At 55.7% G+C, this 21,382-nt stretch carries 24 protein-coding genes; 20 read left to right on the top strand and 4 right to left on the bottom strand.

The window, feature by feature from the left end; translation table 11 throughout:
* Positions 1-3 precede the first annotated feature (3 nt).
* From BFC21_RS02020 to BFC21_RS02040, 5 genes are all read left to right on the top strand, one after another.
* Positions 4-267 carry a DUF1799 domain-containing protein gene (locus tag BFC21_RS02020; RefSeq protein WP_120265599.1) on the top strand — a complete coding sequence of 88 codons (264 nt, stop codon included), beginning with the start codon at positions 4-6 and terminating at the stop codon, positions 265-267.
* A 301-nt stretch (positions 268-568) separates the two neighbouring features.
* A complete protein-coding gene (locus BFC21_RS02025; RefSeq protein ID WP_256557621.1) occupies positions 569-3,655 on the top strand; it encodes a phage tail tape measure protein in 3,087 nt (1,028 codons plus the stop codon).
* A gap of 3 nt (positions 3,656-3,658) precedes the next feature.
* Positions 3,659-3,994 (top strand): phage tail protein, encoded by a 336-nt coding sequence (locus tag BFC21_RS02030; protein ID WP_120265601.1) that lies wholly within the window; start codon positions 3,659-3,661, stop codon positions 3,992-3,994.
* 11 nt (positions 3,995-4,005) lie between these two features.
* On the top strand, positions 4,006-4,758 hold the full coding sequence (locus tag BFC21_RS02035) for a phage minor tail protein L (protein WP_120265602.1): 753 nt from the start codon (positions 4,006-4,008) through the stop codon (positions 4,756-4,758).
* A 749-nt stretch (positions 4,759-5,507) separates the two neighbouring features.
* Entirely contained in the window at positions 5,508-6,293 is a 786-nt protein-coding gene (locus tag BFC21_RS02040) for a C40 family peptidase (protein ID WP_120265603.1), read from the top strand.
* A gap of 129 nt (positions 6,294-6,422) precedes the next feature.
* On the opposite strand, the gene BFC21_RS02045 is transcribed toward BFC21_RS02040, so the two are convergent.
* Positions 6,423-7,010: a hypothetical protein gene (locus tag BFC21_RS02045; RefSeq protein WP_120265604.1), complete on the bottom strand. Its 588-nt coding sequence runs from the start codon at positions 7,008-7,010 to the stop codon at positions 6,423-6,425.
* 96 nt (positions 7,011-7,106) lie between these two features.
* Positions 7,107-7,364, bottom strand: a complete 258-nt coding sequence (locus tag BFC21_RS02050; protein ID WP_120265605.1) for a hypothetical protein — start codon at positions 7,362-7,364, stop codon at positions 7,107-7,109.
* A 222-nt stretch (positions 7,365-7,586) separates the two neighbouring features.
* Between BFC21_RS02050 and BFC21_RS02055 the strand changes: the two genes are divergently transcribed.
* Positions 7,587-8,456, top strand: coding sequence for a hypothetical protein (locus BFC21_RS02055; protein WP_120265606.1), 870 nt, complete (start codon positions 7,587-7,589; stop codon positions 8,454-8,456).
* Between the two features lie 171 nt (positions 8,457-8,627).
* A complete protein-coding gene (locus BFC21_RS02060; RefSeq protein WP_162939275.1) occupies positions 8,628-9,140 on the top strand; it encodes a hypothetical protein in 513 nt (170 codons plus the stop codon).
* A 323-nt stretch (positions 9,141-9,463) separates the two neighbouring features.
* Here BFC21_RS02060 and BFC21_RS02065 read toward each other — a convergent pair whose 3' ends face one another.
* Positions 9,464-9,925: a hypothetical protein gene (locus tag BFC21_RS02065; protein WP_120265608.1), complete on the bottom strand. Its 462-nt coding sequence runs from the start codon at positions 9,923-9,925 to the stop codon at positions 9,464-9,466.
* Between the two features lie 86 nt (positions 9,926-10,011).
* Between BFC21_RS02065 and BFC21_RS02070 the strand changes: the two genes are divergently transcribed.
* From BFC21_RS02070 to BFC21_RS02130, 13 genes are all read left to right on the top strand, one after another.
* The gene (locus BFC21_RS02070) at positions 10,012-10,434 is read left to right on the top strand and encodes a hypothetical protein (RefSeq protein ID WP_120265609.1); all 423 of its coding nucleotides are present in this window, start codon (positions 10,012-10,014) and stop codon (positions 10,432-10,434) included.
* Positions 10,435-10,489: 55 nt separating this feature from the next.
* Positions 10,490-11,071 carry a tail assembly protein gene (locus tag BFC21_RS02075; protein ID WP_120265610.1) on the top strand — a complete coding sequence of 194 codons (582 nt, stop codon included), beginning with the start codon at positions 10,490-10,492 and terminating at the stop codon, positions 11,069-11,071.
* 60 nt (positions 11,072-11,131) lie between these two features.
* Positions 11,132-14,773 (top strand): phage tail protein, encoded by a 3,642-nt coding sequence (locus tag BFC21_RS02080; RefSeq protein WP_120265611.1) that lies wholly within the window; start codon positions 11,132-11,134, stop codon positions 14,771-14,773.
* Positions 14,770-15,102 (top strand): hypothetical protein, encoded by a 333-nt coding sequence (locus tag BFC21_RS02085; RefSeq protein WP_120265612.1) that lies wholly within the window; start codon positions 14,770-14,772, stop codon positions 15,100-15,102. Before BFC21_RS02080 ends, BFC21_RS02085 begins: the two co-directional genes overlap by 4 nt.
* Entirely contained in the window at positions 15,099-15,794 is a 696-nt protein-coding gene (locus BFC21_RS02090; protein ID WP_120265613.1) for a hypothetical protein, read from the top strand. Before BFC21_RS02085 ends, BFC21_RS02090 begins: the two co-directional genes overlap by 4 nt.
* Before the next feature lie 78 nt (positions 15,795-15,872).
* Positions 15,873-16,700 (top strand): hypothetical protein, encoded by an 828-nt coding sequence (locus BFC21_RS02095; RefSeq protein WP_120265614.1) that lies wholly within the window; start codon positions 15,873-15,875, stop codon positions 16,698-16,700.
* Positions 16,700-17,065 (top strand): hypothetical protein, encoded by a 366-nt coding sequence (locus tag BFC21_RS02100; protein ID WP_120265615.1) that lies wholly within the window; start codon positions 16,700-16,702, stop codon positions 17,063-17,065. The genes BFC21_RS02095 and BFC21_RS02100 overlap by 1 nt, the downstream gene beginning before the upstream one ends.
* The gene (locus BFC21_RS02105) at positions 17,052-17,324 is read left to right on the top strand and encodes a hypothetical protein (protein WP_120265616.1); all 273 of its coding nucleotides are present in this window, start codon (positions 17,052-17,054) and stop codon (positions 17,322-17,324) included. Before BFC21_RS02100 ends, BFC21_RS02105 begins: the two co-directional genes overlap by 14 nt.
* 89 nt (positions 17,325-17,413) lie before the next feature.
* Positions 17,414-17,668 (top strand): antitoxin, encoded by a 255-nt coding sequence (locus tag BFC21_RS02110; RefSeq protein WP_120265617.1) that lies wholly within the window; start codon positions 17,414-17,416, stop codon positions 17,666-17,668.
* Positions 17,665-17,979 (top strand): type II toxin-antitoxin system RelE/ParE family toxin, encoded by a 315-nt coding sequence (locus BFC21_RS02115; RefSeq protein ID WP_120265618.1) that lies wholly within the window; start codon positions 17,665-17,667, stop codon positions 17,977-17,979. Before BFC21_RS02110 ends, BFC21_RS02115 begins: the two co-directional genes overlap by 4 nt.
* A 70-nt stretch (positions 17,980-18,049) precedes the next feature.
* Positions 18,050-18,583 (top strand): glycoside hydrolase family 19 protein, encoded by a 534-nt coding sequence (locus BFC21_RS02120; protein WP_120265619.1) that lies wholly within the window; start codon positions 18,050-18,052, stop codon positions 18,581-18,583.
* The gene (locus BFC21_RS02125; RefSeq protein WP_120265620.1) at positions 18,580-19,107 is read left to right on the top strand and encodes a lysis system i-spanin subunit Rz; all 528 of its coding nucleotides are present in this window, start codon (positions 18,580-18,582) and stop codon (positions 19,105-19,107) included. The genes BFC21_RS02120 and BFC21_RS02125 overlap by 4 nt, the downstream gene beginning before the upstream one ends.
* 150 nt (positions 19,108-19,257) lie before the next feature.
* Positions 19,258-20,055, top strand: a complete 798-nt coding sequence (locus tag BFC21_RS02130) for a DNA adenine methylase (protein WP_120265621.1) — start codon at positions 19,258-19,260, stop codon at positions 20,053-20,055.
* A 220-nt stretch (positions 20,056-20,275) separates the two neighbouring features.
* On the opposite strand, the gene BFC21_RS27490 is transcribed toward BFC21_RS02130, so the two are convergent.
* Positions 20,276-21,274, bottom strand: coding sequence for a fimbrial protein (locus tag BFC21_RS27490; RefSeq protein ID WP_256557622.1), 999 nt, complete (start codon positions 21,272-21,274; stop codon positions 20,276-20,278).
* Between the last annotated feature and the right edge of the window lie 108 nt (positions 21,275-21,382).

The following is a 21,382-nucleotide window of genomic DNA, read 5'->3' on the forward strand; positions in this document are numbered from 1 at the left end:
AGCCTGTTCGGGCTATCCCAGGATGACTGTGACGACACCATCGAGGTATGGCCCGACAACTGGCCTTGCTTCTGCCTGTTTGAAGCCATGTCCACGCAATGGCGCACCGGCGCATGCGGCGCGACCGGCCTCGATTACTCCGCGATCTACGATACGGCCAGCCTCTCTGGTCTGACCCGAAAAGCCACCCTCCAGCTCTTCCCTGACCTGCGGATCATGGAGGCCGAAGCCATGCTCGCCATGTCTGAGCAAATCAACAAAGGATGACGGCATGACCGATATTGCGAGCCTCGGGATTGAAGTCCAGACCGGCGACGTCACCAAGGCCGGTGCCGAACTCGACAAGTTTGTCCAGGCAGGGGAGAAGGCGGAAAAGGTCGCTGAAGGGATTGGCCAGAGCTTTGACAAGGCCTCGACGGCGGCCACGGGCTTGTCCGGTGCCGAAAGCAAACTGGCGGAAACCACTGAAGAGGCCAAAACCCGCCTGCTGGCCATGGCCAGGGCATCGCTGGACTCCAGTGAATACCTGAAAAGCCTGGCATCCAGCGTCAACTCCAGCACCTCGGCAATGGACGCCGCCCGTGCAACCACCACCGACTATGCCGCGCTCAACCGCCGGCTCAAGGCCGACGCTGATGCCCTGGTGGGCACTGTCGACAAGCAAGCTGATGCGAGCCGTTTGGCGGCGGCTGCAACGGGCGTGCAGGCTGACGGTCTGGTCAAGCTGCTGGGGCAGATCAACCCGACTACGGCCGCACTGGCGCGCCTCGATGAGCAACAACGTCAACTCAACCAGCACCGGGCTGCAGGCAATATTGATAAGGACGGGTTCAAGGCCTACTCGGCGGATATCGAAGCCGCCCGCAGCAAGATCAAAGGCTTCAGTGACGAGTCCGTCAAAGCCAAGGACGCCACCGACAGCTTCGGTTTGAGTACCCGCGGCGCCCAGCAAAACGTGCTGCAACTGATCAATGCGTTGTCTGCGGGCAACTGGAGCAGCGGCCTTCACGCTATCGCCCGGCTTGGCATCGGTGCCGGTATCTCGGGGGCTGGCATTTCCTCGCTGTTTTCCGGCGGTGCTGGCGCTGCGGCTTTGGGCGAGTCGCTGGCGAGCATTGCGGACAAGTCCAAGGATGTCGCTGAAAACGCAGGTGAAGCCGGCGAGAGCATTTCCGACCTTGCGGAGAAGTCCAATACGGCGGCCGAGTCCACTGAGAACGCCAAGAAGGCACTGGAAGCGCTCAGTGCCAGCACAGGCCCCGTCGGGCTTGGGATGGCTGGTTTAGTAGCTGGGATGCTTGCGGCAGCTGCTGCCGTTGGGGTTTTGGTTTACGGCTACTATCAGGGCAGCAAGGAAGCGGACGCCTACAACAAATCCCTGATCCTGACCGGCAACTCTGCCGGAACCAGCGCCGGGCAATTGGCCGACCTGGCGCGGCAGGTCAGTGCTACCAATGGCACGATCGGCGATGCGGCTGCCACGTTGGCCAAGCTCGCAGGCAGTGGCGTGATTGCGAGCAGCAGCTTCAAGGAAATCGCTGATGCAGCCGCGGCAATGGAGGACGCTACGGGCAGGTCGGTGGATGCGACGATTGGCGAGTTCGTCAAAATCGCCAAGGACCCTGTGGCGGCCGCTAAAGAGCTAAATGACCAATATCATTTTTTGACGGCCTCCGTTTACTCCCAAATCGTGGCGCTGAAGGAGCAAGGCGATCTAATTGGCGCGGCGAAACTGCTCACAGATACCTACGCCCAGACGGTCAATACACGCTCCAGCCAGATCACAGACAATCTGGGTTATATCGAGCGGGCATGGAAAGGCATCACTGATGAGGCCAAGAAGTCGCTTGATGCAATTAACGACATTGGTCGCCAGGCAGTACCCTCGCAAAGGATAGCGGAGCTTACGCAACAGGTTGCCTATGGGCGAAGCGCGATAAAGGCTGACCCCGAAGACATCGATGCGGCCAAAAAGCTCGCTGTTGCCGAGAAAGAGCTGAGCGTTCTCACGAAGCTGCGCGATACCGAGGAAAAGCAGGCAAAAGAGCAGGCACAGGCTCAAGCCATTCAGGATAAAGCCATTAACTCGCAAATTGCCTTTGATGCTCGCGAGAAGTCATTTCGTACCAACAAGCAAAAACGTGATGACGAACTCAAAAAGCTTGATCTTGAACTCGCGTCGTTTCGCGCTGCCGACCCTAAAGATCCTCGACTTGAGCAGTCGCGAATTGATCAGCAGATTTCAAATATCAATGCCCGCTACAAAGACCCAAAGGGCGCCAAAGAGGCTGCGGGCGGGGTCGACCTCACGGAATTCAACGCCTCTCAAAACGCCATCAAGGCCATTCTGGCCGAGTATGCCAACGCGCAAAAAGAGCTGGATGCTCTGCAAAAGGCCGGTCTGGTTTCGCAGGAAGAGTACAGTTGGAAACGCGCGGGCCTGATCGGCAACGAAAAGGACGAAATCACTGCTGCATATGGGGCCGAGATAGCAGTTCTTGAGTCGGCGAAAGCCCGCAAGACCACCTCGGCTGCCCAGGCGATCGAACTGGACAAGAAGATCGCCAATGCCCGCACCGATATGGTCAAGGCCCAGCAGGACGCTGACAGCAAACTCAGGGTGCTGGAGATCGATCAGGAAGGGCGCCTTAAAAAGCAGACCTTGGCGATCAATAGCTACATCGATGCGCTGGCGCGGCAGAACCAGGCGCTACAGCAGGCCGGTCAGCGTGCGGCGGCGGGTGTTGGTCAGGGAGACCGGCAGAACGCGCTCAATGGTGAACTCAACGGCATCGCGGATCGGGCCAACCAGCAGCGGCTGGATCTGGCACGAGACAAGGCCGACGCCGCGCGCAACATGAGCGCGGATGAGTACAACCAGAAACTGGCGGCGATCAACCAGAGCGAATCCGACCTCAAGGAAACCACCCTCAGCAACTACGAGGCCATGTCCGCCGCTCAAAGCGACTGGCGCAACGGCGCTACTTCGGCGTTCCAGAACTATCTGGACAGCGCCCGGGATGTCGCGGGCCAGACCAAAGCCCTGTTCGGCAACGCCTTCAGCTCGATGGAGGACGCCGTCGTCAACTTCGCTGTAACCGGCAAGGCTTCGTTTGGGGACTTCACCAAGTCGATACTGGCGGATATGGCGCGCATTGCGGCGCGGCAGGCGGCTTCTAGCTTGTTGAGCAGCATCGTCGGTTCCGCTTTTGGTTCGTACTTCGGAGGCGGCACAAATAGCGGCATAAATGGCTTCAGTGAAAACCTGACGGCTGTGGACTACGGCGGGGGCCGGGCTTCAGGCGGCAATGTCGCGCCTGACACCCTGTACGAAGTGAATGAAAAAGGGCCTGAGCTGTTCAGTCAGGGCGGCAAGACGTTCTTGATGACGGGCGCAGCGGGCGGCAGCGTGACACCGCTGAATACTGGGGCTGGCCCCGGTGTCGCAGCAATGGGCGGGGGAGGTACTTCGGTCAGCCTCAGCATGCCGATCATGGTGATGACTGATGAAGAGTCCGGCCGCCCGGAAGGCGCCGAGCTCGATACCGAAGCCTTCCAGCGCAACATGCAGGAACGGATGCGCACCGTGGCCAGGGAAGAAATCGCCAAATCATGGCGCCAGGGCGGAGTCAGCAGCCGCAACGTAAAAGGATAATTTATGGCAATTGAAACCTTCATCTGGCAAAGCGAAAAAGGCGAGGGCGAAATCAAGCAGCGCGTGCGTACCCAGCAGTTTGGCGACGGTTACGCGCAATCGGTCTCGGACGGAATCAACAACAAATCCCAGACCTGGCCGTTTTTGCACACCGGCCCCAAGGACACGATCAAGGCCTTGATGGCGTTCCTTGATCGCCATCAAGGGGCCAAAGCCTTTCTGTGGACACCGCCGCTGGGCGAGCTGGGCCTGTACAAGTGCAACGGCTACAAACCCTCACCCCGCGGCGGCCAGGTCTACTCCCTGTCCGCCACGTTCGAGCAAGCGTTCCACCCCTAAGGTAATCCCCCATGGCATTAATCACGGACATCCAGAAACTGGAGCCCGGCGGCGAAGTGCGCCTGTTTGAAATCGACGGCAGCGACTACGGTGCCGATACGCTGCACTTTCACGGGCATTTGATTCCGCACAGCCCGGATGAGCTGGCTGCTGCCGGGGCCTCTGCGGACGAGTTACCGGCCAAATCGATCTACTGGCAGGGCAATGAATACGCCGCGTGGCCCGTGAGCATAGAAGGCATTGGCGCAGACAGTGACGGCACAGCCACGCGCCCCACGTTGAGAGTGGGCAACGTCAATGGCCGGATCACCGCCCTGTGCCTGGCGTTTGAAGACTTGCTCAAGTTCAAACTCACCGTGCGCGAAACCATGGCGCAGTACCTGGATGCGGAGAACTTCCCTGACGGCAACCCGACTGCCGACCCAACCCAGGAGGCGTTGGAAATCTGGTTTATCGACCAGAAGACCGGCGAAGACGGGGAGATGGTGCAGTGGGACCTGTCCTCACCGGGGGAGATCGACAATCACGGGTTGCCGGGTAGGCAAATGACGACGTTTTGCAATGAAGCAATGACAGGGGCATACAGAGGCTCTACGTGCGGTTATACCGGGCCGTATCGGGACATTAATGGTGATTTAACGGATGACCCTGCAAAGGATGAATGTGATGGGTGTCTGTCGACTGGTTGTAAGCCAAGGTTTGGTGAGTACAACGAATTGCCGTTCACGGGGTTCCCGGGTGTAAGCCTGATTGCTCGTAGCTGATAAAATGGTGAAATGAACTCCTAGGGATGGCGCTACAGAAAAATCACATTCTTCGCTGGACACGCTTATAGGGGGAAGTAATGAGAGGGCGTAAAGATTTTTTGGGCACTCGATTCAATCGTTGGTCAGTCATCCAAGAAAATCAAAGTGCGGGCGGGAGACGCTATTTTCTTTGTCGTTGCGATTGCGGAAAAGAGACCTCCGTTCTTCTTTACAGCCTAACATCGGGAGCCTCAAAGTCATGCGGCTGCTTACAGAAGGAAGTTGCTTCAACTTCCAGCAAAACGCATGGCTATAGCGATCATCCTCTTTACCATACTTGGATTTGCATGCATTACAGATGTTCGGACCCAGGGTATGTCGATTACCCGAAATATGGTGCAAGAGGTATTTCGGTATGCGACAGGTGGTCCGATTTTCACCTTTTCGTTTCTGATATGGGTGAAAGGCCAGATGGTATGACTCTTGACCGTCGCGACAACGATGACGGGTATTATCCGGGAAATTGCCGCTGGGCCACTGCAGAGCAGCAGAATAGAAATCGTCGAAACAGCCATATGATCACTGCTTTCGGCCAGACCCTCAGCCTAGCCGAATGGGTGGAAAAGACTGGAATTGGACGATATGCAATTCGTGGCAGGCTGCGAGGTGGGTGGGAGCCCGAAAGGGCCCTATCAACACCAGTAGACCAATCGAGAAAGTCAGCTTAACCAAGGGCGCTACGGCGCCCTTTTTAGTGGGCGCCAACAATGCGAAAACACATTCTGAGCGTGATTCAGGCTCATGCGGCTGCCGAGTACCCGAAAGAGTGCTGCGGGCTGTTGCTGGCCATTGGGCGCAAACAGCAGTACTTCCCGTGTCGGAACATTGCCAGCGAGCCGAATGAAGAGTTTCGTCTCGATCCCGAGGACTACGCAGCAGCGGAAGACCTGGGCGAGGTGATCGGCATTGTTCACTCGCATCCGGATGCCACCAGTCGGCCGTCACCGCATGACCTGGCCATGTGCGAGGCCACGGCGTTGCCCTGGCACATTCTGAGTTGGCCTGAAGGCGACTTGCGCACTATTACACCGACCGGAAACACGCCGCTGCTAAGACGGCCGTTTGTTCACGGCGCCTGGGATTGCTGGCAGCTCTGTGCGGATTGGTACAAGCGTGAGTGGGGGCTGGAGTTTGAAGCTTTCAAACGGGAGGACGGCTGGTGGGAGAGTGCGGATAACACCAGTTTGTACGAAGCCAATTACGAGGCGGCAGGTTTTGTTCGGGTCGACCAACCACGTCGTGGTGACCTGATCGTTATGGCGATCGGGCGAACAGCTCATCCGAATCATGCGGGGATTTATCTCGGGGATGATTCGGCGTTGCCAGGTGAAGAGTCAGATGTGTTTGGGCCGGGGCCGTTTTTGCTGCATCACCTGTATGGGCGGCCGTCTGAGGTGATTGTTTATGGCGGGCCTTGGCTGGATCGGACACGGCTGATCCTCAGGCACAAAGACGCAAGAAACAATCATGGTGCAGCGTGGCTGCAGGAGTAATCGTGTCGAATTCTATGACTCAACAACGAGCAAGCGAGCTGATGCCTGAGGATGTGCCAGTGTCAGCTGCGATGATCGACGCTGGACTGGAAATCCTTGAAGAGATTGATGAGCGACCCCTGTCGCGTATCAGGGTCGAAAGAGCTTTTCAGGCGATGTATCTGTGCGGATTTCAAGAATCTGGGCGCGAGTCATAGTGCCTCTGATTATTTCTCCATTTAAGGCAATTGCCTGAAGAATTTTCATGAGTTTAAGGCACTCGTTTCTTAGGTCGTCGATATTGAGCGTTGTGTTGGATTTTGCTGGGCTCTTCGGCTTGATTAGATTGGTCAGTGATGCTGTTGGCCCCTCGTTGAGCCCCCACTGCCAGTGGACGATTTTATGTCTGATCATGCTGACAGCATCAAATACTTTAAGCGTATGTAACAGGTCATCTATTGCCTGATTATCGCTAGTTCCTGACTCGGTTATACGTACTTGAATGTATCTGATCATTCCAGCCATCGAGATATTAGCTTCTACCGATAGTTTCTGAGCATCTGGAACCGACATATTTAGAAAGAAAGCGAAAAGCTCAGCGAGTTGCCACTCGACTGCAGAGTAATTGACGATGAATTGGCCAATCGCGTGCAGGTGCTCGTCAGATGGTCCGACGTCAAATTGACGTGCCCAGTCGATTGTAAATCCTGGCCGTGGCACAAATTCATCGTTACTCACATTGACCTCCTAGGCCATATCAGCGCCGAAATTAGCGCAACCCCAGTCCTTGGGTTTGCAGGCGAAGGACTGGGGTTGTTCTAGGTTTTACGATTTTTAGACGACGCTTTGGTCAGCTGGGACGCTGATAACGCCGATGTACTGTTCAAAGAGCTGTACAAAAATAGGATCAGCAGTTTGATTTTTTATATCCAAACTGAACGTAGGCTTGTTCTTGGTCGAGAAGTGAATATCAATGACCACCCCGTTTACGACGTAATGAGTGCCGAACTGGAGCGGGCTTTCGCTCTCGAAGCCATTGTACCCCTTGATATAGTTAACGATCGGGAACAGCAGTTGGTTTGGTACACGCATAATTAATCCTTGGTCCGATTCGCTAAAACAAATTGCGGCACAAAGCTACTACGGCTGCATCGACCCCGGTTACTGGTATTCCATCCATACTGGATAGAAATACAGGGTTAGAGTTTTGGGGGCGAGTGTCTTGTGTCGGCAATGATGGCTTGACCTTGTTCTTGCCTCATGGCCGAATGTGGTCCTAGCGAAATAATTTGCTTATGTGTCAATGGAGCGACTATGCCCGCCCTAATTCCCCAGTTGGTCAATGCTGCACTCGATCCACAAACATCTGTTGGGAGTTTACTGAGGTACGCGCTGGTGGCTGCAAGCAGGCTTGGTTTTGTTGACTTGGCCGAATGGATGAATTCCGAGTTAAATGGCTATAAAACTGCTTCACTACCGGATTATAGGATGCTTCGAGGTACTCCAATCTGTGAGCGTGAACTCGGAGGATGGATGCCTTTGGAGGTCAAGCATGCCGGTACCCTAGAGATGGTTTCTCGGCGACCTTTTTACCAGTCCGTACCTGAATTAGAGCGTCTTACCATCGACGGAGGGCATCTGGTCGTGTTTTTTCCGCCAAAGAATGAAGCTTACTTACGTTCATTGATGACCCCGTCAACTCGACCTGCAATTGAAATACAGGCTAGTCAGATTTTTGGCCTGATTGAGTTTGTGCGCAGCCGAATACTACAGTGGGCACTGGACCTCGAGGCTAAAGGTGTAATCGGTGAGGGTATGTCGTTTACAACACAAGAGCGTCAGATCGTGGCTGCACAGCATTATCATTTTGGCGATGTTACAGACTCTCAAATTCAGATTGGCTCGAATGGGTCAAGTCAATCCATTGCACATGGCGATAGTTCAGAAGCTTTGAATGCACTAATCAGCCTGCTTAGAGATGTTATAGCTCGAAACGTGATTGCTGGTGATGTGGCTGCAGAGCTTTGCGCAGAACTCAAGACTCTAGAAGCTCAAGCCGAGTCACCACGGCCTAAGGCATCAATTATCAGAGAAGCAGCGCTGAGTGTTCAGAGGGTATTTGAGGGTGCTGCCGGCAACTTATTGGCGACCGCCGCTCCGTTGATACATTCTCTGGTGAGCTGACACCATGTGCTCAAAGAAGGCCCGCCCCGCGCTGGGTTTTTGTCATCGGGCGAGCGCTAGAGGCTCAACTGTTAGCTGACTTTGTACAGGTATTCGTTTTGGTCGTGATCGAAATCGGGTGGACGTATCTTGGTGTGGATTAAGAGGAAAAAACGGGAAATGTCACAAACTATGAGTATAGAACTCAGTAAGGATTTACACCTTCCGTTGTTAGTTTGCATGTTGAGTGCATTTGGTTCTTGGGCTGGCGTGATGATAGCGGCGCAGTACTCAACAAGTGCCTATCAGTACCAGAAAGTTTTTGAATGGGAATCAAAAATATTTGATCGGCGTGTAGACGCGCTGGAACGAATGACGCGTCTTATTGCTCGACAGCCTGGCATACAAGACGAATGGAGTGCATATCAGGGCTTTCTCAAGGGGGCAAAAGCGGAACGATCTCCACCTAGAGAGTCCTCTCAAAGACTTGAGAGTTACAATGCTGAATATCAAAATGTCCTGATGTTGGCTAAGTTATACTTTGGCTCAGAGACTACCAAGGCTGTAGAAGCGCTAACCGACGTTAACTCTCCGTGGTGGATGAAATCGTTGGACAAGCAAAATGCTGTACTTGTAGCTATGACAAAAGAGCTCAGAAGTACGCTGCCGACCTTTAACTCAACATTACAGGCTGGAGGAAACTAGGTTTATGGCTAGACGCCGAACACTACGCTGAGGACCTTCATGTGCTGCTTCAGAATGGCGGAGCAGAACAATCACCGATCTATCCGAATTATGTTCATGCTTCGGGCCGAGGCAAGGTGCCTTGGCCTCGACAGAGATCGTCGCGGTCTTAAGACTACGATTATCGGTGACCTATAGGTGGTAGCGCCAATCAAGCCGTCATATCGTTTGGTGTGGCCAAGGAGTTTGAAGGTGAGGGTGAGGGCTGACATGGCACTCTCCCTGCGGAATTATATTTATTTAAAGCCTAGCTAAGTGCTGGAGTTTGTGCTTTTGCTGAACTGCTATTCGCGCTTCAGAGACACCATCGCATCCACAAACCGCTCAGCTTTATTCTGCGTATCTACAAGAGAGCTGTTCATGACGCTCCCGCCAGTGCTCCGGGTCTGTACAACCCATCGGCCGCGCTTCGAGTAGAGGGCCACACTGCCGATGGAGTTGTAGTAAATACGAGTCTGAACGGCCTTAGACGATGTTCTTGAACTGCCTGCCGCTATCGCTCCGCCACCGAGAGGGACTGCACTGGCAAAGCCGCTGGTGGTCGAGAGTATGCCGCTGCCATAACCAATGTACTCATCAGTAAATACGACCTGTTCCGGCCTGGTCTTGAGAGGTTGTTCCATAAGCACCTGTTCGATTACCGAACGTGCCTGCTCTGGGCTGATTTTGGCCGGAGTGTACTCAACGACCTTTGACACGCATCCTGTGAGCAGAAGCATTAGTGCAGCTATTGCGAAGGGTCTCATCACAGGCTCCGTTATTGTTGGCGGGGCATTCTGCCATGACCGTGTTACTGATGCTAAAGTCCCGCCAAATCAATTGAGGGAACGACATGCGAATTTTGATAGGTGCGCTGGCAATAGCGCTGCTGGCGGGATGTGCGTCTTCACCCATCCCGGTCAGCCAGGCAAAGCCGGTTCCATCTGATGAGCTTTATGCTTTCCAGTCAAAGCCCGCGGGTGAGAGTGGCGTGATTACAGTCGTCCGGGATTCCGGGATGGTTGGATCTGGCTGCGATATCGTCGTGTACGTCGATGGGCGCAAAGCCGGCAAGATTGGCACCAGTCAGCGCGCGAGCTTTTATCTGCCTGCCGGCAATATAAATCTGGGGGCTGGATTGGCAGGCTCCGGCCTGTGTGCTGGCGCGGCGATTCGAACCATTTCAGCCAGTGTTCAAGCCAACAAAGAAAGCCTCTACAGGATCAGTGGTGATATGAGCGGCTTCTATATCGGCCCCTATGTCGATTACAACTGAACTCACATCTCAAGAAGCCGCCTCCGGGCGGTTTTTTAATGTCCGGAGAAAAGTAATGCAGGGTTCGGCGATCAACTATCAACCCGTGACGACCATCCGGTTGTACGGCCCATTACGCCAATTTGGTCGCACATTCAGACTGGCTGTTAAATCACCAGCAGAAGCCATCAGGGCTCTCTGCGTCCAGGTCCCTGGCTTCGAGCGTTTCCTGTCGAATGCCAAATCCAGAGGGCTTGAATTCGCCGTATTCCGGGGTAAAACAAACATTGGGCAGGATGAGCTTGGCTACTGTGGGGCTGGCGATATACGCATTGCTCCTGTCGTAGTCGGCAGTAAGCGGGCAGGGCTTCTTCAAACCATCATTGGCGCTGTGCTCATAGTGGCAGGCAGCTACTTTCAGCAACCCTGGGCTGTTCAGTTGGGCGTGGGTTTGGTCGCCGGGGGTGTCATCCAAATGCTCAGCCCCCAAGCCGGTGGCCTGAAAACCAGCGCGGCCCCTGAAAACACCCCCGGCTACGCCTTCGGCAGTGCCAAAAACACCACGGCCTCCGGCAATCCGGTTTCGCTCTGTTACGGGCGCCGTCACTGGGGTGGCGCAATCATCAGTGCGGCAATTTACGCCGAAGACAAAGCCTGACCCCCCCTCACAAATCATCACACCGCCCGAGAGGCGGTTTTTTATGGCCTGGAGAAAATCATGGGCGCAGCGCAGTTACTCGATATCCACGGTGCCAAGGGTGGTTCCGACAAGCCGAAAACCCCAACCGAAGCCCCGGACAGCCTGCGCTCGATAGCCTTGGCGAAGATGCTGATCGCTGTCGGCGAGGGTGAATTCGACGGCATCCCCACGGCCAAAAACATCTACCTCGACAATACCCCGCTGCAGGACGAACAGGGCAACTTCAACTTTCCGAACGTAAAGTGGGAATGGCGCACCGGCTCCGTGGAGCAGCCCTATATTCCCGGTATCCCCTCGGTCGAAAACGAAACCACCTTGGGCATTGAACTGCGCAGCGGCACGCCATGGGTGAGGTCGATCAACAACACCCAGCTGTCCGCCATACGCCTGCGCTTTGCCTGGCCCATGCTGCAATCGATCGACGAGAGCGGAAATATCAACGGCTACCGGATCGAGTACAAGGTCGAGGTGGCTACCGATGGCGGCGCCTATCAGCAGGTGTTGAGCGAGGCGGTGGACGGCAAGACCACCAGCACCTACGAGCGCACTCGGCGCGTTGAATTGCCCAAGGCCGCAAGTGGCTGGATGTTGCGCGTCACTCGGATCACGCTGAACCAGAACAGCAACAAAATTGCCGACACCATGCAGATCGCAGGTTACACCGAGGTCATCGACGCCAAGCTGCGTTATCCGAACACCGCGCTGCTTTATATCGAATTCTCTGCTGAGCAGTTCCGCAATATCCCCGCGATCACGGTTGAGTGTGACGCGCGCAAAATCGCCGTGCCCAGCAATTACGATCCGCGGAGCCGGTCGTACACGGGCATCTGGGACGGCACCTTCAAGCAGGCCTGGACGGACAACCCGGTATGGATGACCTACGACATCACGGTCAACGACCGCTTTGGCCTCGGCCGGCGCATTAAACCCTGGCAGGTCGACAAGTGGGAGCTGTACCGCATCGCCCAGTACTGCGACCAACTGGTGCCAGACGGTCGGGGCGGCATGGAGCCGCGCTTTATCTGCAACCTGAACCTGCAGGGTAGGGCGGATGCCTGGACGTTGCTGCGGGATATTTCGGCGATTTACCGCGGCATGACCTATTGGGCGCAGGGCCAGGTGTTTTCGCTATCGGATATGCCGCGCTCCACTGACTTTGACTTTGCCTACACCCGTGCCAACGTTATCGACGGCAAGTTCACCTACACCAGTGCCTCGGAGCGCACCCGTTACAGCCGGGCACTGATCAGCTACGACAACCCCGCCAACAACTACGACACCGACGTCACCGCGGTGACCGACATCAAGTTGCAGCGCCGCTATGGCGACAACCCGCTGGAGATCAGCGCGATTGGTTGCACCCGAGAGTCCGAGGCGCAGCGCCGCGGCAAATGGGCGCTGCTGACCAACGCCAAGGATCGGGCTGTGACGTTCAGAACGGGTTTGGCCGGGCGAATCCCGTTGCCGGGGTATGTGATCCCGATTGCAGACGAGTTAATCGCAGGGCGACCAGTGGGCGGGCTGGTGGCGGCGGTTGCCGGCAAGGTCATTACGCTGGACCGCGATACCTCGGCCAAGCCGGGCGATCGCCTGATTCTCAACCTGCCCGACGGCAAGTGTGAGGGGCGGACTATTCAGTTGGTGAGTGGGTGCAAGGTGACGGTGACCACTGCGTACTCCGTCGCGCCTGAGCCCGAGCTGGTGTGGTGCCTGGACGCTGACGATCTGGCGGTACCGCTTTACCGGGTCACCAGCGTGTCGCGGCCGGAGGCCGGTGTATTCGAAATCTCGGCCGTGCAGTACGACCCGAGCAAGTTTGCGCATATCGATACCGGTGCCCGGCTGGAAGAGCGCCCCATCAGTGTGATCCCGATTACTGTGGTGCCGGCGCCGGCCAGTGTGGTGCTGACATCGAATTCGTCGATTGCCCAAGGCCTGGCCGTGACCACCATGAGCATCGCCTGGGAGTCAGTGCCCGGCGCTGTCGCCTATGACGTGGAGTGGCGCAAGGACAGCGGCAACTGGATCAAGGTGCAGCGCACCGGCTCGTCCAGCGTGGACATCACCGGCATCTACGCCGGCGCTTATCTGGCCCGGGTGAGGGCGGTCAGTGCGTTTGATATTTCTTCGGTTTGGAAGTCCTCAGAACTGACTCAGTTGAACGGCAAGGAAGGCTTACCCCCTGCAGTCAGCTACTTGACCAGCCAAAGTCGGTTGTTTGAAATCGGCCTCAAATGGGGCTTCCCGGAAGGGGCGGAAGACACCCAGCGGACCGAGATCTGGTTCAGCCAAGCCAATAGCCTGGAGAGCGCTACCAAACTGTCGGATCTGGCTTATCCGCAGAACGATCACCGCCTGCAAAGCTTGGCTGCTGGCGCGCAGTTCTTCTTCTGGGCGCGGTTGGTCGACCGTACAGGCAATATCGGGCCGTTTTACCCGGTGAAAGATGGGGTGATGGGCATGTCCAGCGCCGAGGCCGGGCCGATTCTGGAATTGATCGCCGGGCAGATTGGCGAAACCGAGCTGGGCAAGGAGTTGCTGGATCGGATCGAGCTGATTGATGGCGACGGCTCAGGCTCTGTGAATGACCGTCTCAACCAGGCCAAAAAGGAACTGGAAGGCCTGATCGACGAAATCACAGATGCGCTGGAGTACGACAACACCAAGGCCTATGCATCGGGCGAAGTCGTGCGCTTTGGGAATCGCCTATTTCAGGCGATCGCAGCCACCACCGGCCATCCACCGCCTGACGCCACCTACTGGCTCGATATGGGCACCTTGGCCGAAACCACCAATGCCCTGGTGCTGCAGGTACAAAAGAACTCGGCCAGCATCATCGAACAGGACGGCAAGATCACGGTACAGGCCGAGCAACTCAACGCAATCAACGCCAAGGTCACTGACCCTGAAACAGGGTTAGAGGCCACTGCCAGCGGCTTGAGTTCACTCACCAGCACCGTGGAAACCCTTGACGGCAAGGTCACGGCAACGGCTGAGAAAGTCGATGGCGTGTATGCGTATATCGACTCAGGTTCTGCGGGTGATGAAAACGGCAGTGCAGGGGATGAGCGTTTTTCGGCTGGTGCCGAGTCGCTGATGTCCGTGATTGCCGAACGCGACTTTGCCCAGGCCGTGCGTACCGACCGGGTTCAGGCTGAAGTGGGTGAAACATCTGCCGCAGTTGAGGTCGTGAGCAAGGCCCAGGCTGAATTCGAGGGCAAGGCCAGCGCCATGTGGTCGGTCAAAATGCAGGTCAACTCCAACGGGCAGTTGGTCACTGCGGGTATTGGGCTGGGCATTGAAACCAACGCTGAAGGTGTTTTGCAAAGCCAGTTTCTGGTCAGTGCGGATCGCTTTGCCGTGGTGGGTGCGCTGGCCGGCGGGCAGGTATTTACGCCGTTTGTGGTTGAGAACGGGCAGGTGTTTATGGCGTCGGCGTTTATCCAGGACGGCACGATCAGCAACGCAAAAATTGGCGAGTACATCGCCTCGACCAACTATGTGGCCGGTATCAGCGGCTGGCGCCTGGACAAGTCCGGCACGTTTGAAATCAACGGCAGCGTCCCGGGTGAAGGCAGGATGATCATGACGCACAGGTCATTGCGCGTGTACGACGCTAATGACATCAAGCGCGTGCAGTTGGGAGATCTGAGCGAATGAGCTTTGGATTAAGGACGTGGAGCGAAAAGGGCGTTATCGAATTGGACACCGATAACTTCACCTACCAGGTGATCCATAACCAGCGCTATCAGCTGAGCCGGGGGGCTGTGATCACAGTCCCCATTGCGGGGTTTGATCCAGGAAAGTGCTCGGCTTCAATCCTGCCGATAAACCCGGCAGCCAGCGAAAACAATTGGGAGGCCATGCCTTATATGTCGGTTGGGGCCGGGCATGTGAGCATTCGATCATTGCACCCCAACGAAGATCCCAAGTTTGGCTATGGGTCCACCATAGCTTTCAGGCTGCTGGCGATGAGGTACCGAAATTGAGCTTTGGTCTGACAGTCCGCAACAATGACTCATTTATCCAGATTGACTCGGAAACTCCCAGGCTGTGCTCGGTTTACAACGGCACCTATGCAGCCACCGGGGACAGGGTTGCGCGGGTGGCCTTTCCGGCGCCTATACCCACTGAAGAGCCTCCCTGCATCTTTATTCGTAACTCGCCGGATCGACCCCATGAACTCTACGACGGCATGACCATCAACGGCTCGGCAGGCAATTGGACCGGGTTCAGCATTTCGGCCAACAACGTGGGTTGGAGGCCCGCTGGCAAATGGTTTGCAGCCGTGTTCGCCTCGCGCACGGCGGCTAAGTATGGCCTGAGGTTGTGGTCTGCCTCTGGGGCGCTGGTCTATGACTCCGGGGCCGCGCCAGTGATCATGACCAGAGCCAGCCACGCCTGGGCGTATGCAGGCAGTACGCAGCATCCGCCATTGGGTAACGCTTACTACTGGGTCAACGGGGCGGTGGGGCCCTTGAAGGAAGACGAGTACTTCATGATCAATCCGTTCTCAAGAGGGCAACTGAGCCCCGGGCTTGCACGATGGAACACTGCCGGAATCAGGTTTGATTACGGGGCAAACAGAATGCAGCTATTCATCATCACCAACAGGCCGGGTGGTGTCTGGACAAACATTGGCCAGCCATCGGCAGTGTTCGCAAGGCTACCGGGCACTTAATCAGCGCTTATTGAGACCGACCTCATCACCCACTATCAGCCCGCCAAGACGCGGGTATTTTTTCGCCTGGAGAACAGCATGGCACGGCAAGAAATCATTCTGGGTACGCCGCCTACGGGATTGGGTGGCGATCCGCCGCGTACCGCAAGCATGAAAATCAACGCCATGACGCAGGAGCTGTACGACAAGAATGCAGCGCTTGGTACGGCGGCGTCTGCGGACATGACCACAAGCAGAGACGATCCCACCCCGGGTCGTGTAAATAAAACGGGAGACTATGGCATTGGTCTGCCGCTTTCCGGCCGCATTATCACCAGTAGAGCTTTTCCCATTGGTAAGGCTTGCGGCGTATCGTTCGATTATTTGACAGGTCAAGACCGGCCACCAAGCTCCACTGATGGAGCGTTGATGACCCTGACCTACAATGACGAATTCTATTTTCAGACATATTTCGACTGGCGGCTGGGGGATCTACACACCATCTCGAAAGCGACGCCGACTACTGCGCAAGTCTGGAGAAAGTTCTACAACAATGACAACGCACTGGGACTGGTCTCTAACGGCGCATTGCTTGAATTTGGCTCAAATGCCAATGGCGACTATGCAAGGTTTGCGAGCGGCGTACAGATCTGTTGGCGCACGAGCATTGCCCCTGAATTGGTCAACAGCTCAAATATTGGCGCAACCTGGAACTTCCCCATGCCGTTCCTGGCAGGAGCACTGCCCAACATCATGGTCAATTTTGCATCGGGCGAACTTGCAGTCAGAAAGCTATTCAACGGTCCCGGCGCCGCAGTTCGATCCCCCTTTACCTGCCTCGCTTCCGTATGGTCACAGGGGGCATTTGGTCATGCAGACCTCGACGGAGTGAGTTTTAGTCTGGTAGCTATTGGACGGTGGAAATAATGCTAATCATCCTGTCACCTGTACGCACTGACGAGCCAGAACCCAAGTTTGTAAGGCAAGGCGATGTCATTTTTATCAACGGCCAGCCCTTTGATTTCAGGCCCGTGGAAGAGGGCGACATACTGCCCGCAAGCGCAATCGCCTCAGATGATTTTCATGGGGACGTAACCAGAGTTGAAGGAGAGATTCATTTAGTCCTTCGCTTTCCATACCCCGCGAACTACAGCGAAGAACAAGCCTTTCCTGCACCTATTAACGTTGACTTCGATGGCCCAATTGCGCTGCCTCAGCCCTTGCCGAGGCCACTGGAACCAGAGCCATTGCCGCCTGTAACTGCGGAGGAGCCCACAAATGAGCAACATTGACTGGTCGAAACTGCGCAAGGCCGCCGACATAAAAGAGGAGGCCGAGGCTGCACGCTTGGCGCCTTTGATTGCTGTCGAAGTCCAGTGGGTCGAGCAGGAGCGCAAGTTCGTGGCTGAGCAGTTGGAGGCCATTGAGGACGGGGAGCCGGTGACAGGTACGGAGCGCCAGTGGCGTGACTACCGCACCCAGGTGCGAGCCTGGAAGCTGGATGCCGAGGGCTATCCCGATTCAAGCATGCGGCCAACACGCCCAAGCTAATCTGACAGCACTCCCGGTCGTCCAGCAGATGACCCACATTCCCACATTTGTGCGAATATTAGGGCGTAGATCACGTATGGAGTTGCCACATGAGCCGCCTGACCATCGACATATCCGAGCAGCAGCATCAGAGCCTGAAAGCGTTGGCCGCCTTGCAGGGCAAAACGATCAAGCAATACGCCATCGAGCGCCTGTTCCCGGGCAATATCGACAATGATCCGGCATGGCAAGAGCTGAAAGGCGTACTCACCGCCCGCATCAACGATGGCCTCGCGGGCAAGGTTTCGGCCAGAAGCATTGGTGACATCCTCGACGAAGAGCTGTCCGGGGAAAATCGGGTTTGAGCGGCGCCTACGTTCTTACGCTTGAGGCTGAAGCCGACTTGCGCGGGATCATCCGCTACACGCGCCAACAGTGGAGTGACGAACAGGTGCGTGTGTATATCGGCAGACTGGAGCGCGGGATTGCGCGCCTTTCAGCCCGTCAAGGCGCGTACAGGGACATGAGCGACCTCTACCCGAAGTTGCTGATGGCGCACTGCGAACACCACTACGCATTTGCCCTGCCCCGTGAAGGTGCACCCGCTTTGATCGTGGCGATATTGCATGAACGCATGGATTTGATGACGCGACTGGCAGAACGGCTGAAGAAGTGATGTCTTAATGAAGTGAGACTGCAGCACCGAACCCCGCCAAGTGAGGGATTTTTTTTGCCTGGAGAACGCAATGCCCATCACCGCGCAGCAACTGCTGCTGATCCTCCCGAACGCCGGCCAAGTTGCCGGCGTTTTTGTGCCTGTCTTAAACACCGCTATGAACCGGTATCAGATTGTTGGAACCAGGCGTGTGGCCGCATTTATCGCGCAGATTGGCCATGAGTCTGGCCAGCTCAAATACGTCAAGGAAATCTGGGGGCCAACGGCCGCCCAAGCTAAATACGAAGGCCGCAAAGACCTGGGTAACACCGTGGCCGGCGACGGCCCCAAGTATCGGGGGCGTGGCCTGATCCAAATCACCGGCCGGGCCAACTACATGGCGTGCGGCGAAGGGCTGGGCCTTGATCTGATCAAGCAGCCCGAGCTGCTGGAAAAGCCACAGCACGCCTGCATGTCAGCAGCATGGTTCTGGGCGACCAGGGGCCTCAACGCCCTGGCCGACGCGGGCCAGTTCGAAAGGATCACCCGACGCATCAACGGTGGCCAGAACGGTGCGGCCGATCGGCAGGCGCTGTACGCCCTGGCGCTCAAGGTGCTGGTGTGAAGATCGATGCGGTGAAGTGGGGCGGGGTGCTGCTGATTATCCTGGCCCTGATGGCGGGCAGCGCGTGGGCAGCATGGGAGTGGCAGGCCAATGCCTACGGCCAGCAACTGGCCGCTAAGGAAGCCGCCTACCAAACCGAACGTACCGATCTGGCCAATGCCAACTCCACGCAAATTCTGGCAGAGCAGGGCAAGCGCCTCGCCCTGGAGCAATGGCTGGCAGCCAGCGACCAATCCCATTACCGAGCCCTTACCGATGAGAAAACCAAACAGGCACGTCTGCTTGATCGCCTTGCTACTGCTGATCTGCGGTTGTCAGTCCAACTCGATGCCGCCGCAGCAACTGGTTGTGACGCAGTGCAACCCACCACCGGCGCCGGCGGCGTGGTTCATGGCGCCTGTAGAGCCCAACTTGACCCAGCGCATGCTCAACGAATTATCGGAATCACCAGCGACGGCGATCAAGGACTGATCGCGCTGCAGGCCTGTCAGGCCTACGCCAAAGAAGTATCAGGCACAAAGTAAAAGGAGCGGCCGAAGCTGGATGCGTCAACATCCAGCCCGACCACCGAACCCGCAGTCTCTACCTGCAAGCCCAGCCAAGGCTCCCGCTCTGTGCACAAAGCCGAGCGAGCCTAGCACCTGTTTATCCACACAGTAAAGGTCTTGCAAATTATGTCTTCACCCATCATCCCTTGGATGGGCGGCAAACGCCGCCTGGCCGATCGCCTTATCCCCCTGTTCCCACCCCACGAATGCTACGTCGAAGTTTTCGCAGGCGGCGGGGCGCTCTATTTCCTGCGCCCACAGCCCGCGCCATGCGAAGTGCTTAACGACATCAACGGCGATCTGGTGACCCTGTACCGTGTGGTGCAGAATCACCTGGAAGAGTTCGTGCGTCAGTTCAAATGGGCTCTCAGCTCACGACAGATTTTCGAGTGGCAAAAAATGACCCGCCCGGAAACGCTGACCGACATCCAGCGCGCCGCTCGATTCTTCTACCTGCAGCACCATGCCTTTGGCGGCAAGGTTTCGGGGCAGAGCTTCGGTACCGCGACAACGGCCCCCGCAATCAACCTGCTGCGCATCGAAGAGAATCTATCTGCAGCCTGGCAGCGCTTGTCCGGCACCTACGTTGAAAACCTGCCTTGGCTCGAGTGCGCAGAGCGCTACGACCGGCCGCACACCTTCCACTACATGGACCCACCCTACTGGCAGACCGCTGGCTACGGCGTGGACTTCCCGTTTGAAAACTACGAGCGCATGGCCGACTTTATGCGGCGCTGCAAAGGCAAGGTGATGGTCAGTATCAACGACCACCCGGACATTCGGCGGGTGTTTGATGGGTTTCATTTTGAGACGACCGAGATCCGCTACACGACCACGAATCAGAGGCAGGGGAAGGCGGAGGTGACGGGGGAGTTGATTGTGATGAGCTGGGTGCCTAGTGATCTGGGAGGGCTTTTTAACTAGGATAATATTTTCTTGAAGGGGAGTCGTTCTGACTTTGTCAGAGTTTCCGATGTCCATATTTGGCCGAATGCGGTCTATCAAGAAATTTTATATTGGCAATCATTAGGGTTGCTGGGGATTAGCTTGATTTTACCACAGCCTGGTGGGTAGATCCGGCCTAGGAGACTGCTTTCGACCCAAAGCGAAAATCAAACAATGGCCGTTATCGGTTCTTTGTTAATTACAGGTAATTCACGATGAACGTCACTTCGGTGTTTGCGGTGCCGGCTTCCAGTCTGCTGTCGGCCAGGCGGTAGTAGGCTGCGGACAGCGGTATGTTGAAGCTTGTGCCTGTGGTGTTGAACTCATTGAGCGGGTAGGCAGTGTCCAGCGCGATAGGTTGTCCTGCCTCGTTCATTAGCTTTAGACCGATGCCTTTAGCCGTTGAACTGGAGTTCAGCGCTACGATACCCTTTTGCGAGTCGATGACTTGGGTGGTGGCTTTGAGTGAATAGGTGACCTTGTTGATACCGCTTTGGCACTGGTTGAGGCCAATGTTGAACTTGATCATCCGAGGTGTATCACCGGTCTTGTTGAATTCCTCCAGACGATAGTCGCCCCCCATTTGAACCGACACTTCAGGGGTCTGGCAGGAAGCTGTGTTTAAGGTTATGGGATTTGCGAGGTATAGTTTTAAATATTCAAAATTATCCCATTTTATGCTTCCGAGCAATCCGGCTGGCACTGATTTCTGAGTCGATAATGCTGCCGATTTATATATTACTAATCGGTATGTGGAGGTCATGGTGTAGTCTTCGTGATATACGCTTAAGTGCCGTGGACGCTGCTCAGGAAACTCTGCGCCGTTACTTTGTCGCCCTATAATTTTGAATGATAGGCCTGTGTTTTCCAAGGCGAAAGTATAATCGTTTGAGCCCCAGCTAACGAGATCACTGTTGATATGGAATCCCTTGTTGATTCCGCCTGATCCACAAGTGACTTTAGTGGGGTATGTGTTGATAGTATCATTATAAATTATCGTGCCGATAGGTGCGTCAGCCGCGATTGATAGAGCATTTTCAGTCAGATTTATACCAAAGCTTCTTGTTTGGGTTTGCCTGTCGGCAATGCAGGCAGCAGTTGCGATGGAACTTTGTAAATAAAAAACAATGGCTAATAGAAATAAATAAATTTGTATGCCCGTTAACTTCTGTTTGCTGGGGTTTATCGAGAAATTCAAGAGCATAACCACGAGGATAAATGAATATAAGACCACTTTAACGACCGCTTAGAGCTGCGAACATAAGGCATTTCTGATTTTTTCTGTCACTGCTGTTGCGGCGCTTGA

The organism is Pseudomonas sp. TMW 2.1634, assembly GCF_001703595.1.
In the GTDB taxonomy this organism is placed as follows: Bacteria; Pseudomonadota; Gammaproteobacteria; order Pseudomonadales; family Pseudomonadaceae; genus Aquipseudomonas; species Aquipseudomonas fragi.